This is a genomic window from Actinomyces ruminis (assembly GCF_002154335.2).
GTDB classification, from domain to species: Bacteria; Actinomycetota; Actinomycetes; order Actinomycetales; family Actinomycetaceae; genus Actinomyces; species Actinomyces ruminis.
Genome location: NZ_MTPX02000019.1, coordinates 1 through 15,170 on the forward strand (window position 1 = coordinate 1; position 15,170 = coordinate 15,170).

Annotated in this window: 12 protein-coding genes and 4 pseudogenes; 7 read left to right on the forward strand and 9 right to left on the reverse strand. The window is 69.6% G+C overall.

The features are described 5' to 3' along the window. Positions 1–42 precede the first annotated feature (42 nt). Positions 43–612, reverse strand: coding sequence for a hypothetical protein (locus tag BW737_RS17475; protein WP_257210391.1), 570 nt, complete (start codon positions 610–612; stop codon positions 43–45). 610 nt (positions 613–1,222) lie between these two features. Here BW737_RS17475 and BW737_RS02485 point away from each other — a divergent pair. Next, positions 1,223–2,351, forward strand: a pseudogene (locus BW737_RS02485) (YwiC-like family protein). A gap of 19 nt (positions 2,352–2,370) precedes the next feature. On the opposite strand, the gene hisC reads toward BW737_RS02485, so the two are convergent. Beyond that, positions 2,371–3,441 (reverse strand): histidinol-phosphate transaminase, encoded by a 1,071-nt coding sequence (gene hisC, locus BW737_RS02490; RefSeq protein WP_086614608.1) that lies wholly within the window; start codon positions 3,439–3,441, stop codon positions 2,371–2,373. 80 nt (positions 3,442–3,521) lie between these two features. Between hisC and BW737_RS02495 the strand changes: the two genes are divergently transcribed. Beyond that, positions 3,522–3,929 (forward strand): phage holin family protein, encoded by a 408-nt coding sequence (locus tag BW737_RS02495; protein WP_086614607.1) that lies wholly within the window; start codon positions 3,522–3,524, stop codon positions 3,927–3,929. Between the two features lie 37 nt (positions 3,930–3,966). Here BW737_RS02495 and BW737_RS02500 read toward each other — a convergent pair whose 3' ends face one another. From BW737_RS02500 to BW737_RS19785, 6 genes are all read right to left on the reverse strand, one after another. Next, positions 3,967–5,223 (reverse strand): hypothetical protein, encoded by a 1,257-nt coding sequence (locus BW737_RS02500; RefSeq protein ID WP_086614606.1) that lies wholly within the window; start codon positions 5,221–5,223, stop codon positions 3,967–3,969. A 23-nt stretch (positions 5,224–5,246) separates the two neighbouring features. After that, positions 5,247–6,008, reverse strand: coding sequence for a hypothetical protein (locus BW737_RS02505; protein WP_086614605.1), 762 nt, complete (start codon positions 6,006–6,008; stop codon positions 5,247–5,249). Beyond that, on the reverse strand, positions 6,008–6,232 hold the full coding sequence (locus BW737_RS02510; protein WP_086614604.1) for a hypothetical protein: 225 nt from the start codon (positions 6,230–6,232) through the stop codon (positions 6,008–6,010). The genes BW737_RS02505 and BW737_RS02510 overlap by 1 nt, the downstream gene beginning before the upstream one ends. A 186-nt stretch (positions 6,233–6,418) precedes the next feature. Next, the gene (locus BW737_RS02515) at positions 6,419–7,114 is read right to left on the reverse strand and encodes a hypothetical protein (protein ID WP_086614603.1); all 696 of its coding nucleotides are present in this window, start codon (positions 7,112–7,114) and stop codon (positions 6,419–6,421) included. Positions 7,115–7,142: 28 nt separating this feature from the next. Beyond that, positions 7,143–7,292 (reverse strand): hypothetical protein, encoded by a 150-nt coding sequence (locus BW737_RS02520; RefSeq protein WP_257210392.1) that lies wholly within the window; start codon positions 7,290–7,292, stop codon positions 7,143–7,145. Between the two features lie 63 nt (positions 7,293–7,355). Further along, positions 7,356–7,481: a GNAT family N-acetyltransferase gene (locus BW737_RS19785; protein WP_420835695.1), complete on the reverse strand. Its 126-nt coding sequence runs from the start codon at positions 7,479–7,481 to the stop codon at positions 7,356–7,358. A gap of 335 nt (positions 7,482–7,816) precedes the next feature. On the opposite strand from BW737_RS19785, the pseudogene purB reads away from it, so the two are divergent. Continuing rightward, a pseudogene (gene purB, locus BW737_RS02525) lies at positions 7,817–9,240 on the forward strand (adenylosuccinate lyase). A 72-nt stretch (positions 9,241–9,312) separates the two neighbouring features. Here purB and BW737_RS15530 read toward each other — a convergent pair. Beyond that, complete coding sequence (locus BW737_RS15530) at positions 9,313–9,993, reverse strand: hypothetical protein (RefSeq protein WP_143233238.1); 681 nt, start codon at positions 9,991–9,993, stop codon at positions 9,313–9,315. 688 nt (positions 9,994–10,681) lie between these two features. Here BW737_RS15530 and BW737_RS02540 point away from each other — a divergent pair. The 4 genes and pseudogenes from BW737_RS02540 to BW737_RS02555 all read left to right on the forward strand — a co-directional run bounded on the left by BW737_RS02540 (position 10,682) and on the right by BW737_RS02555 (position 15,169). Then, positions 10,682–10,962, forward strand: a pseudogene (locus tag BW737_RS02540) (metal-sensitive transcriptional regulator). An 88-nt stretch (positions 10,963–11,050) separates the two neighbouring features. Further along, positions 11,051–11,314, forward strand: a complete 264-nt coding sequence (locus tag BW737_RS02545; RefSeq protein ID WP_086614601.1) for a heavy-metal-associated domain-containing protein — start codon at positions 11,051–11,053, stop codon at positions 11,312–11,314. Positions 11,315–11,440: 126 nt separating this feature from the next. Continuing rightward, a pseudogene (locus tag BW737_RS02550) lies at positions 11,441–13,872 on the forward strand (heavy metal translocating P-type ATPase). A gap of 133 nt (positions 13,873–14,005) precedes the next feature. After that, positions 14,006–15,169, forward strand: coding sequence for a Gfo/Idh/MocA family protein (locus BW737_RS02555; RefSeq protein WP_086614600.1), 1,164 nt, complete (start codon positions 14,006–14,008; stop codon positions 15,167–15,169). Position 15,170 lies beyond the last annotated feature (1 nt).

Below are 15,170 nucleotides of genomic sequence, written 5' to 3' on the forward strand. Positions count from 1 at the left end.
GGCGACGGGGAGCAACCCCGTCGCCGGACCCCGGCTGTATCGCTACTCCCATGCGCTCCTCGTTTGGTCAGCTCTCACGCCAGCAGCCCAGGCGGCGGGCCACTGGCTCAACGAGTTGCACCGTCTGCCGTGAGAGCACCTGGCACTGGTCAGCCTGAGCGGCACATAACCGCGCCGCAGCAGCGACTGGTCGCGCCGGCGGTCGTTCTCCCAGGAGTCCCGGTCGCCGTGGTAGGCGTATCCGTCCGTCTCGATGACCAGGCGCCCCATGAGCAGGTCCACCTCGAAGCCGAGATCGGCGGCGACTTCCGGCTCCTGTCCAGCCTCCTGCAGGTCGTACCGAGCAATCGTCTCCAGGAGGGATCGAGCCCGAGGATCAGCCCACCCCAACAGGGACCTCAGGCGACCATTACGCGGGCCCACCAACCTGGTCAAAAGCATGGTCTTGTCAACCAGCCCGATTCGCAGCGCGGCATCCAGCGCGATCAAGGCATCGAGTTCGTCGGCACACCGCATGACCGTCAGCACGACGGATTCGGGATCGGCGACCGGCGGCTCCAGCGGATCCCGCAGTGCCAGCCCCTCAACCCGGTGGATGACGACCCGTCCCACTCCGGACGGAGTATGGCTGCGTCCGCGCCGAACAGCGACGTGAACAACAGTCGGCTGCCGGCGGAGGGGAATCCCGTAGTGGGCAAGAGCGTGCCCGCAAGTGAGCAGGCCGCCGACACGCCTGGCCACAACCTTTGCCCGGTCTGCCCCCGGCAGCGCAACGACCCCCTGAGGATAGGAACTGACCTTGCCTCCCTCGACCAGCGCCGAGAGGGTGCGCCAGTCGGAGCGGTCATGGCACAGAGTTGCACGCCTCGCTGCGCCGCAACGACTGAGGTCAGCCAGGAGACGGGTTTCTCTATTAACACGATCCACGATCAAATGCTGTCAAACATCACAACAGATGCTCAACGAGCAACTACGGCCTGTGGAAAACAGGCACCTCCCGACGCCTCTTCGGTGCAGCGGGCCGCCCACAAGGGCGTTCCCCCCATCCACACCATCCGCAGAAACCGGCATCGGTGTCACTGGATGCACCACATTCGTGTTGTCCCGCCCACGAATCAGAAACCCGTGCGCACCATCGTGCGGATCGGTACGGCAATGAGGATGGGTGAGACCTGAAAGTGGTGCATTCCCTGACAGAACCGCGCCAATTAGGCTGGTTGGCGTGACTCAGCAGCGCCCCTCCGATCCCTCCGACCGCCACATTGAGTACGTCTCCGGGCTGTCAGACGCGGACGCCCCCGGAGCGGACTCGGCCTCCACCGGTTCCGGCGCGCGTGGGCCGCTCGGCGCCATCCCGCACCAACAGTCCCGCCCCGGCCCCGAGGACGACCTCCTGCTGGCCACCGGCGAACCGGTGCGTCCCTCGTCCACACGGGCCAGCCGCACAGAGACGCCGCCTGCTCGATCGGGCTCCGCCACAACGGGCGCTGCGGCGCGTCCGCATACGCGTCCCAATCACCGCGCCTGGCTGCCGAACCAGCACGGCGCGCATTACATGCTGCTGCTGCCTCCGATCGTGGGCTGGGTCGTGGGCGGTTCAGCTGGGTGAACCTGTTGTTCGTCCCCGCCTGGCTGGGCACCTACCTGACCTACTGGGCCTGGTCGCAGTGGGCCCGTGCCCACTCTCCGCGCCGCCGCGCACTCGCACTGCCGCCGCTGGCGGTCTACACCACCTGGACGGCGCTGCTCGTCGTGGTGACGCTGGCCGTCGCACCTTACCTGCTGCAGTGGGCGGTACCACTGGCGCCGCTGTTCGGCATCGCCCTGTGGGAGGCCTGGCGCGGCCGGGACCGCTCACTCCTCTCGGGCTTGGCCGCCACCGCCGCCGCCTCACTCGTCTCGGCCATCACCTACTCGCTCGGAGTCGGCGGCCGGGGCGGCTTCCTGGGCACCGGAGCGGACGCGACCGCTCTGCCCGGTGCCTCCCCCAACGGGGAGTTGACCGGCTGGGCGTGGATGTGGCTGGTCACCGCGCTGACCGCCGCCTACTTCTGCGGCACGGTTCCCTACATCAAGTCAATGATCCGCGAGCGCTTCAACCGGCCGCTCCTGGCCGGTGGAGCCGCCTGGCATGCACTCGTTGCCTCGGGCGCGGTGTGGCTCGCCCGCGGCGGCTGGTTGCCGTGGGCGCACGCCGCACTGTGGGTGGTGCTGGCGGTGCGCGCCTGGTGGTTCCGCTGTGGCAATGGCACCTGGTGCGCGCCCGCAGCACGCCGCTGCGCCCGCGGACACTGGGCATCACTGAAATCGTCTTCTGCCTGCTATTCCTGCTCACCATCGCCATTCACTGACGGAAAGCCACCACGCCGTTCAGCGGGCGCGCCAGGCGGCGGTGGCGGCGAGCACACGGTCATTCTCGGCTGGGGTGCCCACGGAGATACGCACACCCTCGCCGGCGAACGGGCGGGCCAGAATGCCGGCCGCCCGCAGGTGCTCGGCGAGCGCGGCCGTCTGCTCCCCCACGGCCAGCCAGTAGAAGTTGCCCTCCGCATCGGGCAGCTGCCAGCCCTGCTCACGCAGCCCGGCCAGCACCCGGTCGCGCTCGGTCGCGACGGCGGCGGCGCGCCGGGCGGTCTTGGCCAGCGCCTCCGGCTCCAGGGCGGCGATGGCAGCGGCCTGCGCCGGCAGGTTGACGCCGAAGGGAGTGGCCACGCTTCGAATGGCGGAGATGATGCCGGACTCCCCCACGAGGTAGCCCACGCGCAGGCCGGCCAGGGCGTGCGCCTTGGAGAAGGTGCGGCTGACCAGCAGGTTCGGGTGCTCCTCCAACAGGGTCAGCGCATCACCAACCTCCGGGTCGGTGACGAAGTCGAGGTAGGCCTCGTCCACCACCACGAGCACCCGCTCGGGAACGCCCTCCACCAGTGCGGCCAGCTCGGCGCTGGTCAGGGCCGGGCCGGTGGGGTTGTTCGGGGTGCAGGCGAGCAGGGCACGGGTACGCGGAGTAATGGCGTCGATCATGGCGGGCACGTCGTGGCGACCGTCAGCCGTCAGCGGCACCTTGACGGCACGCGCCCCTGCCACGGCAATGCAGATCGGGTAGGCCTCGAAGGAGCGCCACGGCAGGACGACGTCGTCGCCCTCGTCGCAGACGGCGTCCAGGATGTGCTGGATCAGGGCGACCGACCCGTTGCCCACCACCACCTGCGCGGGGGTGACCGAGTACCGCCGCGCAAGCGCCTCCACGAGTGCATCCCCGGTCATCTCCGGGTAGCGGTTGACGCCTCCGGCGGCATCGGTCAAGGCGGCGAGCACGCTCTGCTGCGGCGGGTAGGGCAGCTCGTTGCTGGAGAGTTTGGCGACGTCCTCCCCAGTGGAGCGGGCGCCGGGAACATAGGCGGGCAGGGTCTGGACGGCGGAGCGGATGTGCACGGAGGTCATGCCCTCATCCTGCACGCAGTGCCGGGCTTAGTGACCCGCATCCCGTTCCCGCCGCAGCCAGCTTCTGGGAGGATGGCTGCATGGACTTGATTGTGCGCACGCTCGGGAACGCGGCCGGCCTGTGGCTGGCGGTGGCGCTGTTGGACGGCATGTCCGTTCCGGGCACGCCGAGCCTGACGCTGACCGTGGTCAACCTGCTGGTGGTGGGCCTGGTGCTGGCACTGGTGAACTCGCTGATCAAACCGGTGGCGCACGTGCTGGCCTTTCCGCTGTACGTGGTGACCTTCGGGCTGTTCGCGCTGGTGGTCAACGGGGCGATGCTCATGCTGACCAGCCGAATCACGGACTTGCTAGCCGGAGTGAGCACCGGGGCGGGAATGACGCTGGGACTGCATGTGGCCTCCTTCGGCACCGCGATTGTGGGCTCGCTGATCGTGTCGGTTGCCTCTGCGATCATCGTCGGCATTCTGGGACCGAGCGACCGCTGACCGGGACCTTTCGGAGCCGAGTCGGCGCATCCGTGCCTCACCCCTGCTTGCCGAATTTCCGTGCGGCCCGCTCCCAAACCGTGTCGGGGCTGTCGCGGGTGATGTCGAAGATGATCTCGGTGGTGTCGGCGCCGAACTCACCCGCCCCGGTCAGGCCGGCGAGTTCTTCGGTCCACTGGTCGATCTGGGGGTCTCCGCTGATGCCGTCGACGGCGTCGGCGTAGATCGGTGCCCCATGCGGGTAACCGTCCACGTCAGCGGCGCTGGTGTCCACGGTAACCACGGTGCGGGTGGGCGTGCGCGGGGTGGCGGCGCCGTCGAGTGCGGGCACGGCGTCGCCCGTATTCTCGATATGGAGGGCGTTGACGTTGTCCGGCAGGTCTGCCCCCGCGGTGGGGCCGCCGGCGGTCAGCAGGTTGGTGATGTTGAACTGGGCGTTGACGGCCGGGTCCGCGGCCACGTTGGATGCGGTGATGGCACCCTGGGAGTGACCGTAGAGGCCGACCCTGTCGCCCGGGGCGATGCCGGCCTCGCGCATGGCGGTGACCACGGCGCTCTCCATGTCCGTGGGGCGACCGGAGACGGCCTGGAGATTGGTTAGCAGGTCCTGCGGGTTGGTGTTGCCACTGCCCCAGTCGGTCGTACCCGGGACGACGACGAGCCAAGAGGTGCTTCCGTCGGCGTGGTCGGTGCGCAGGATGGAGACGATGCCGGAGGAGATATCCTCGTCACGGCTCTTCATGTCGGCGGAGTACCGGATGACTTCGGCCGCCGTGCCGGGCTGCGGCGCACACGTGTACACCTGCGGTAAGCCGGCTGCGACGGCGGGCACAGCGGTCCCGAGGCCGAAGGGGTCTTGCACGCCGGTCGGGACCGTGACTGACTGCCCGCCGCGCGGGGTCACGGTCACGCCGGTGGGTTCCCCGTAGCGGTATGCGCCGTCTGCCTCTGCTCGCAGCGCCAGGTAATAGGCCACACGCTGCATAGGCGTAAGCGATGAGGTGTCCACCGTGCGGCTGCCGACGTGTACCTGCTCGGGGAGCGCTGCGGTGATGGCTGGGTCCAGCTCCTCGGCAACGCGTCCGATGTAGGTCTCGATGACGGCGGCCTCGTGTCCGCTGTTCGCCTGCTGCGCCCACGCGGCGAGGCCCACGATGATCATCAGGTCGGTGGTCGCCCACCCCGCAAGCAAGGGGTCGTCCAGTACGGTTTCTAGTCCCTGGAGCGCATCGTCGACGCCGGCGGGCAGGGTGGCGCCGTCGACGCTGAGCAGGGCCAGGATTGCTACGGCCATCTGAACACCCGGGGCGGTGCTTGTCACGCCGGGAATGTTCGATCCCAGGCGAGCCCCTGCAGCATGAGGAGCCACTTACCGTCGATCTCCGTGTCGGCATCGGTGTAGGCGGTGCCGCAGGCAGTGATGTCGGTGGCGAGCGTGCGCAGGCTGGTGGCGGCGTCGTCGAGCGAGCCGACCCCGCTGGTTAGGGCCTCCAGGGCGGAAATGGCGTTGGCGCACTCGGTGGCGCAGGGGTCGAGCTGCCAGATGTAGCACTGCCCGCCGCCCGATGTGAGGGCGTCGCTTTTGGAGATGAAACCGGAACTGCTCTGGTCGGAGGCGGTCGAGGACTGGCTGGGCATGCCGAATCTGAAGTTGTGCTGGTCGGAGGCGGTCATGGGCCGGCGGTACATGGTGAATCCGAAACCGTTGCAGCGCAGATCCGTGAGAGAAGTCAGCGCCAGGTCGCGGGCGTCCTCCAGCCAGTCGGCCGCGCCATTGAGGGTGGCAGCCAAATCGGTGAGGTCGTCGGTGTTGACCCCGTAGGCACCGCCGCTGACGACGACGCTGGTGCCGCTCGCCATGCCGGGCCAGGTCAGACTGTAGGGCAGCGACGCGTCCGGGGTGTAGGGACCCGCGCCGGCGGGAGTGCTGACTTGTCCGGCTGCGAACTGCCCGAACGGGGTGGATCCGGCCTGGACACCGCTCGGCGTGGCATAGCTGGCCAGCGGAGTGCGCAGGTCCAGCGCATTGAGGGCGTCGAGGTCCTCGGTGGAGGGACCGGTAGAGGTGGCGGCGGTCATTAGTCGTCCCCCGCTTGGCTCTTGGCGTTCTCGTAGACGGTCATGGCGTCCTGGGCGTCGGTCATGAGCGTGTCCAGGCCGGCGATCAGGGCGACGACTTCGTCGAGACTGGTCTGGCAGGCGGTGGCCGCGGCGCCGGTCCATCCGGCCGGCACCGAGGCCGGAACCATGGCGGTGCCGGTGGCGGTCTTATCAGCGGCGAGGCTGAGGAGGAAGGAAGACATGCCTCAACGCTAAGAACGCGGAACACGCCGCGCAGGGGGCCTGTGAATGCGGTAGCCGCAGGGCTGCACGAACGCTCCCTGTGGGTTTTGGTGACCGTCCGGGCGGGCCGCGGAGCTATGCACGTCGGGCGGGCAACACGGCTGGGCTGGAAGTCGCAGAGTGCAGCGGCGCGGGGGAGGCTGGGTTTATGTGGCGTCGGCAGGCCGCGAGAAGCGGCGGTCATTGCGTGCGCCCACACGCAGGGAGATGGCGCCGACTGCGTCCACGAGCAGGGCCAGGCCCAGCATCCACCACCAAGAGGGAGCTACCAGCACGGGGCCGTAGACGACTGCGGTGACGGCGGCCAGCGCAACAGCCGCGAACGCCGCGCGCACCGCCGCGCTGCACCGTCCGACCAGCTCCCTGACGGCAACCAGGCCGACGCCCACCGCCAGGCCCGCGGTGGCACCGGTGGCTGCGACCAGCAGTGCCCGCTCGGTTCCGGCCAGGGCCAGGCCGGCCCATGCGGCCAGGCCGGTGGCTGACAGCAACAGGTCGAGCACCACCAGTAGCGCGCCCGTGCGCCCGCCGGGGCGCAGGGCGACGGTGGGACTATCCGCCGCGGCGGAGCCCGCGCGGCGACTGATGCGCGCCGGCCCGCCGTGACGCAGCGCCAGGAATGCCCCCAGCGCCATGCACGCCGTCGTCACCCAGGGAGCCGGCAGCGGCATCAGCTGCGGCAATACCAGAACCGCGGTCACGGCGAGCGCGAGTGCCGGTGCGTCCACCCGCAGCAGGGCGCGGGCGTATTCGGCGATCGGCACCAGGTCGTTGACCCACTGGGGCACGTCGTCGGAGCCCGGCTCGGGCGCGTGCTGGTAGCGGCTGGAGGGCTCGCTCATGGCGCCATCCTCTCCGCCCTCCGGCCGCTCACACCCGCACCACGCCGCGGCGCAGGCAGACGACGGCGTCAGAGCGCCTTCCCGGCTCACCTGCGGGTGAGACGACGTCGCGCCAGCGCTCCTCGGCCGCCTCCACCTCCCAGGTGCCGGAGGCGGCAGCCAGGACGGCGTCGGCCACGAGCGCGGCCAGGGCCAGCCAGTCCTTGGGCGCACCGGATCATCCTTGCGGCGCGCCCGACAGCTACCCGGCGTTGTCGTCGGTCTCCGCAACCACCGGGGATCCCAGCCGGGCAGCCTGGCGCACCAACCGGCCTCCAATCCCGCGCCCGCGGTAAGCAGCGGACACGGCGAGGTACTTCAGCAGCACGCATCAATGCGTGCATCTCGCTGCTCGCCAGGTCGCCGGCGGTCAACCGCCGTACTTCTTCGGCTACGGCGCCCATGCTAAGACGCCGTAGCCGGCTCGAGGCTGAGACCCGGAATGTCCCAAATCGGCACGAACGAGCTTCCAGCGCCATAGGGCGTCTCGAAGATTGTTGGAATCATGCGGTTGCGGACTGACTCCGGAACGTCAGATTCGGCGTTACTGCCGATCTCGGACAAAACCACCCCGAACGCCTACACGCCCCTACCGTCGCACTTGACTCGACCCGGCTGAGATGCAGGCATCCACCACCGGCAGCACCTGGCAGAATCGGCGTCATGGTCGACCTTGCCACCGTCTCCCCCGCCATCGCCCTCGGCCCGCTCGACGGCCGCTACCGCGCCGTCGTGGCGCCCCTGGTCAACTACCTGTCCGAGGCCGCCCTGAACCGGGCGCGCCTGCGCGTGGAGGTGGAGTGCTCATCCACCTCACCGACCACCGCGTACTACCCGGCGCCCCCGTGCTGTCCGACGCCGAGAAGGCCTACCTGCGCGGCATCGTCGACTCCTTCGGCGCCGCGCAGATCGCCGAGCTGGCCGAGATCGAGGCGGTCACCCGCCACGACGTCAAGGCGGTGGAGTACCTGCTCAAGCGGCGCCTGGACGCCGCCCCCGACGCCCTGGGCACCACGGTGCTGCCCGAGGTGCACGAGATCGTGCACATCTTCTGCACCAGCGAGGACATCAACAACCTCGCCTACGCGCTGACCATTCGCGACGCCGTCGCCGCCGTCTGGCTGCCGGCGGCCCGCGGCCTGGTGGACGACCTTTCCGCCATGGCCCGCGCGCACGCCGACGCCGCCATGCTCGCCCGCACCCACGGCCAGCCGGCCACCCCCACCACCCTGGGCAAGGAGCTGGCGGTCCTGGCCCACCGCCTGCGCCGTCAGGTGAGTCGGGTGGAGGCCACCGAGTACCTGGGCAAGATCAACGGAGCCACCGGCACCTTCGGCGCGCACGTGGTCGCGGTGCCGGGCGCCGACTGGGAGCAGATCGCCCGCGCCTTCGTGGAGTCCCTGGGGCTGACTTGGAACCCGCTGACCACCCAGATCGAGTCCCACGACTGGCAGGCGGAGTTGTACGCCGACGTCGCCCGCTTCAACCGAGTGGCCCACAACCTGGCCACCGACACCTGGACCTACATCTCCCTGGGCTACTTCCGCCAGCGCCTAAGCGCGCAGGGGTCGACCGGCTCCTCCACCATGCCGCACAAGGTCAACCCGATCCGCTTCGAGAACGGGGAGGCGAACCTGGAGATCTCCTGTTCGCTGCTGGACACGCTCGCCGCCACCCTGGTTACCTCCCGCCTGCAGCGCGACCTGACGGACTCCACCACGCAGCGCAATGTGGGGGTGGCGCTGGGGCACTCGCTGCTGGCGATCGACAACATTCGCCGCGGCCTGGCCGGACTAGACGTCGACCACGCCCGCCTGGCGGAGGACCTCGACGCCGCCTGGGAGGTCCTGGGAGAGCCGGTGCAGCAGGCCATGCGGGCGGCGTCGGTGGCCGGGGCCACCGGCATGGCCGACCCCTACGAGCGGCTCAAGGAACTCACCCGCGGCAAGCGGGTCACGGCCGAGTCCATGCGGGACTTCATCGCCTCCCTGGGCATGCCCGCCGACGTCGAGGCCAGGTTGCTCGCCCTGACGCCCGCCACCTACACGGGCCTGGCCGCCCACCTGGTCGACCACCTGGAAGGCTGAGTCCGGCAACCGCCCGCATAGTCCCGGCAACGCGCGCCGGCGGGATTCACATGCTGGCGAAGATGATCATCATCAGGATGAACACCACCCACCCGATCCCGGTGGCCACCACCTTCTCGATGTTGCTGGTGTCTTGGTTCTGGTTGCGCGGCTGGGGCGCTGAGCGTGAACCGGTTGGCGCGGAAGCCGGAGGACGTCCGTAGGGATCCTGCGCCGGCGGACCTGTCCGCTGCACCTGCGCGCCGCTTGGCGACCGGTTGGCCGCGGCAGTTGGCGCCGGGTGCGATGGCAGCTGCACGCGCGGGCGTACAGGGTCCCGCCTGGGGTGCCGGGAGCCTGCTGCACCGCCGTCATGGCGGCCGGCCCATCGGGCGCGGTGCCGACGGCCGTGGACACAAGCCCATAGCCGGAAGTTGCGGAAACGGGCCGGGAGGAGGGCCGCGCCTGAGGACGAGTGGTGGACTGACGGTGGCTGGCTCGCTGCGTCACCTGCTGGTGCTGGCTGCGACTGCTGGGGGGAGCTGCGGCGGTGGGCCGCGACGTGCTGGGTGCCTGTGCGGGGCGCGGTTGGGTCTCTTCTGCGTCGGAGGTGGGCGCGGCGTCGAGCACCGAGACGTCGAAGATGGGCGAGCCCATGAGCGGGTCGCCCAGGACGGTGCCGAAGGGGGCGTCGTCAAGACCGATGTCGCTGGGCTCCCAGCCGATCGGGGCCCAGGAGGCGTCCATGTCCGCGGGCGCGCGCTGCTCACTCATGTGACCAGCATCCCACAACCGACGCGTCGGGAACCCCGCCAACATCCCTTTCCCTGCAACCTCTGTCGGGAGATCCGCTCAGCCAGATTCCCCGAACCCAACGCAACCCGCATCACTGTCACGGAATGCACCACTTTCCGCGCATACCACGAGTGGACACCCAGCCAAACCGCGAGATTGCGCGGATCACGGCGACAAGCCTGCGCCGAGACCGGTGAAAGTGGTGCGATTTGTGACATCCCGGCATTACGACGGCCTTGGCCGTGCCGCGCTCCGCGCTGATGTCGCTGGCGCCACTAATGCAGTGGCCGAGTTGCCCGTCGACGAGGTCCGCTGCACGCGGACAAGTCAGTCAGCCCACAGCGTGAGAACCGCTGCACCATCTTCCCCGACACTTTGCACCCTGCTCCGAGGCTTTGCTCTCTGGTGCGCGGCAAACTCCCGTACACCAGGAGACAAAGGCTCGTACCAGACGGCAAAGGGCGGAGGAGGCGGCAACAACTCGGAGCAGGGACCGGGCGAGTGCGGCGCCTCATCCACCGCGCGCCTCGACCCTATTGCAACCCCTACCCCCTAGGGGTATTGTCGCAGGTGGTGCACGGTGTGGCCCGCACCGCGTGGATGCAGTTGATACCGCATCCGCACAGGGCTGAGGCATGCGACCGCGGCGCGACAGACAGGAGGAACGGTGGCCGGTTACACGGGAACCAAGGAGGACTACCTCAAGCGGCTGAGCCGCATTGAGGGACAGGTGCGCGGCATCTCACGCATGGTCCAGGAGGACGCCTACTGCATCGACGTGCTCACCCAGGTCTCCGCGGTCACCAAGGCACTCCAGGCGGTCAGCCTCGGCCTGCTCGAGGACCACATGAACACTGCGTGCTGCACGCGGCACAGTCCTCCGACGAGGAGGGCCGCGCCAAGATCCGCGAGGCCTCCGACGCGATCGCCCGCCTGGTCAGGTCCTGACCGCACGGTGCGCGGCGGCACCCTTCCAGTCCGGCTCTCGCCGCTCACGAACCAGATTCAAAACCACACCTCAGTTAAGGAGCCCATCATGTCCGAGTTCACCGCCGACGGCGTCGACCGCACCACCACCCTGAGGATCTCCGGGATGACCTGCGAGCACTGCGTCGCTCACGTGACCGAGGAGCTGGAGGCCCTCGACGGCGTCAAGAACGTCTCCGTGATCCTCAACAAGGGCGGGCAGTCCGTGGCGACGGTCGTCTCCGACATTGTTCTTTCCGATGCCGCCCTGGCCGAGGCCATCGACGAGGCCGGGGACTACACCCTCGAGGCCGTCGAGCGCGACGTCGCCTGAGCTCACGATAGGAGCCTGACGCACATGTCTGAGCCGATTCAGCCCACCGGCACCACGGCGGGCACCGCCCCCGACGCCGTGTCCAGCCCGGCGCCGGTCGCCACCGTCGATCTTGCGGTCGGGGGGATGACCTGCGCCTCCTGCGTGGCGCGGGTGGAGAAGAAGCTGGGCAAGCTCGACGGCGTGCAGGCCTCCGTGAACCTTGCGACCGAGTCCGCCAGAGTCACACTGAACGCACCGGTGACTAATGAGGAGCTGATCAATGCGGTAGCGCGCGCCGGCTACACCGCCACCGTCACCGGCCGCACCGAGCTTGGCGACCACGACGGCGCTCGGGCCGCCGAGCCCTCCCCGGAGCCCGGCGCGGAGTCCGGGGAGGCAGACACCGAGCCCGACACCACCTCCACCACCGACGCGGCCGCACCAGCGGCCCCCGGGCAGACGACACCGGCCCCCATGTTCGGCCAGTCCCAGGCCGACCGGGCCGCCTACCTGCGCATCCGCCTGATCGTCTGCCTGGTGCTGTCGATCCCGGTGATGGCACTGTCGATGCTTCCCGCGCTGCAGTTCACCGGCTGGCAGTGGGTGGTGGCGGCACTGGCGCTGCCGGTGGCGACCTGGGGCGCCTGGCCCTTCCACCGCTCCGCGTTCCGAGCGCTGCGCCACGGCGCCTCCACCATGGACACACTGGTGTCCCTCGGCGTGATCGCCGCGACCGGTTGGAGCCTGTGGGCGCTGATCTTCGGCGGCGCCGGCCAACTGGGGGCGCACATGAGCATGGAGCTGCTCCCCCGCGCCCAGGGCCACCAGGTGCACATGTACTTCGAATCCGCCGCCTGGGTGACCACCTTCCTGCTGGCGGGCCGCTACGCGGAGGCCCGCGCCCGCTACCGCTCCGGCGACGCCCTGCGCGCCCTGCTGGAGCTCGGCGCCACCCAGGCCACCCGGGTCACGCTGACCGCCCCCTCCGGCTCCACCGACGCCGTCGACGTGCTCGACGACGACGGCGCCCCCCGCGCCGACGCCACCCGCACCGAGGAGACGGTCCCGATCGACGCCCTGGCCGCGGGCGACCTGTTCGCGGTACGCCCGGGCGAGAAGATCGCCACCGACGGGGTGGTTATCGAGGGCCGTTCCGCCGTAGACGCTCCATGCTGACCGGCGAGTCGGTTCCGGTGGAGGCCGGACCCGGCGATGCCGTCACCGGCGGCTGCGTGAACACCTCCGGCGTGCTGCTGGTGCGAGCGACGGCGGTGGGCGAGGGGACCACGCTGGCGCGCATCGGTGCGATGGTCACCGAGGCCCAGGCCGGCAAGGCGCCGGTGCAGCGCCTGGCCGACCGCATCTCCGGGGTGTTCGTGCCCGCGGTGATCGTGCTGGCTCTGGCCACGCTGGCGGTGTGGCTGCTGCTGGGGCACCCGGCTCAGCCCGCATTCATGGCAGCCGTATCCGTGCTGGTAATCGCCTGCCCCTGCGCCCTGGGTCTGGCGACGCCGACGGCGCTGCTGGTCGGCTCCGGGCGCGCCGCCCAGCTCGGCGTGGTCATCAAGGGTCCGGAGGTGCTGGAGTCCACCCGCACCCTGGACACGATCGTTTTGGACAAGACCGGCACCGTCACCGAGGGCCGCATGCGCCTGGACGCCGACGGGATCGTCACCTGGGACGGCGCCGAGGGCATGCGATCGCGCGCCCTCGCCCTGGCCGGGAGCGTTGAGGCCGCCAGCGAGCACCCGGTGGCCCGCGCCATCGCGGAGGCCGCCAAGGCGCAGCTGGGGCAGGTGCCGGCGGTGCAGGAGTTCTCCAACCATGAGGGGCGAGGCGTTTCCGGCTCGGTGACGCTGGATGGCACCACCTACCAGGTCCGGGTGGGTCGGCCGGCCTGGCTGGCCGAGCAGGGGGTGGCCCTGCCCGAACAAGCCACAGACGCCGTCGCCGCCGCACAGGAGTCCGGCGCGACCGCCGTCGTGCTCACCGTGGACGACGCCGCCCGCGCGGTGCTGGCCGTGCGCGACACGGTGCGTCCCTCCTCCCGGGAGGCGGTTGCTGCGCTGCGCGAGCTGGGGGTGCGCCCGGTGCTGCTGACCGGCGACAACCGCCGCACCGCCGACCGGGTGGCCCGGGAGGTCGGCATCACCGCAGATGATGTCCGCGCCGAGGTGCTGCCGGGCGACAAGCGCGACGTGATTGCGGCCCTGCAGGAGGAGGGACATGTGGTGGGCATGGTCGGCGACGGCGTGAACGACGCCGCTGCCCTGGCCCAGGCCGGTACCCGCGGGCTGGGTTTCGCCATGGGTTCGGGCACGGACGTGGCCATCGAGGCCGCGGACATCACCCTGGTGCGCGCCGACCTGGACGCGGTGGTGACAGCGATCCGCGTTAGCCGGGACACGCTGCGGATCATCAAGCAGAACCTGTTCTGGGCCTTCGCCTACAACGTGGCCGCGATCCCGCTGGCCGCGGCGGGGATGCTCAACCCCATGATCGCCGGCGCCGCCATGGCTGCCTCCAGCGTCATCGTGGTCACCAACTCTCTGCGCCTGCGCAACGCCGGGAAGTAAGCCGATACGGGGCGCGCTGCCCCGTACGCACACCGTCTGATTGATTCTGTTTGAACAGTTCGCTATCGTTCAGTTTAGGACAGGAACGTTCAGCAGGAGTCCTGCCCGCGAGCGCTACCAGGCAGGAGCGACAATGACGTCCCGGACCCTCACCATCGCCATGAACGGCATCACCGGCCGCATGGGCTATCGCCAGCACCTGGTCCGGTCGATCCTGCCGATTCGCGCCGACGGCGGGCTGCTCCTCGAAGACGGCTCCCGCCTCCAAGTTGAGCCGATCCTGGTCGGTCGCAATGAGAACAAGCTCAAGGAGATCGCCGCCCGTCACGACCTCAGCCGCTGGACCACCGACCAGGACGCGATCATCTCCGATCCCGACGTTGACATCTACTTCGACGCCCAGACCACTTCGCGCCGGTACGCCGCCCTGACGGCCGCAATCGAGGCCGGTAAGCACATCTACACCGAGAAGCCGACCGCAGAAACCCTCGAGCAGGCCGTCGACCTGGCCCGCCGCGCCGCACCCACGAATCTCACCATTGGCGTGGTGCACGACAAGCTCTACCTGCCCGGCCTGATCAAACTGCGCCGCCTGGTGGATGAGGGATTCTTCGGTCGCATCCTCTCCCTGCGCGGCGAGTTCGGCTACTGGGTGTTCGAAGGCGATGTTCGCCCCAGTCAGCGTCCCTCCTGGAACTACCGCAAGCAGGACGGCGGCGGAATGATGGTGGACATGTTCTGCCATTGGAACTACGTTCTGGAGGGCATCCTCGGCTCCGTCAAGAGCGTCTACTCCCAGGCCATCACTCACATCCCCACCCGCTGGGATGAGCAGAGCGAAGCGTATCCGGCCACCGCCGACGACGCCGCCTACGCGATCTTCGAGGTCGAGACACCTGCCGGCAAGACCGTGATCGCTCAGCTCAACTCCTCCTGGGCCGTGCGCGTGCACCGTCGGGAGCTCGTAGAGTTCCAGGTGGACGGAACCCACGGCTCGGCCGTTGCCGGGCTATTCCACTGCGAGTCCCAGCAACGCGCCAACACGCCGCGGGCGAACTGGGATCCCGACGTCCCCGCCGACATCGACTTCCTGAGCCAGTGGACCGAGGTGCCCGACGACGGCGCTCCGGCAAACGGATTCCGCGCCCAATGGGAGGAGTTCCTGCGCGACGTGGCCGCCGACAGACCGCACCGCTACGGGCTGGCTTCGGCAGCACGCGGCGTGCAACTGGCGGCCCTGGGTCAGGAATCTACCGACACCGGCCGCAAGCTATCGGTCCCGCAGCTCGCCTTTTGAA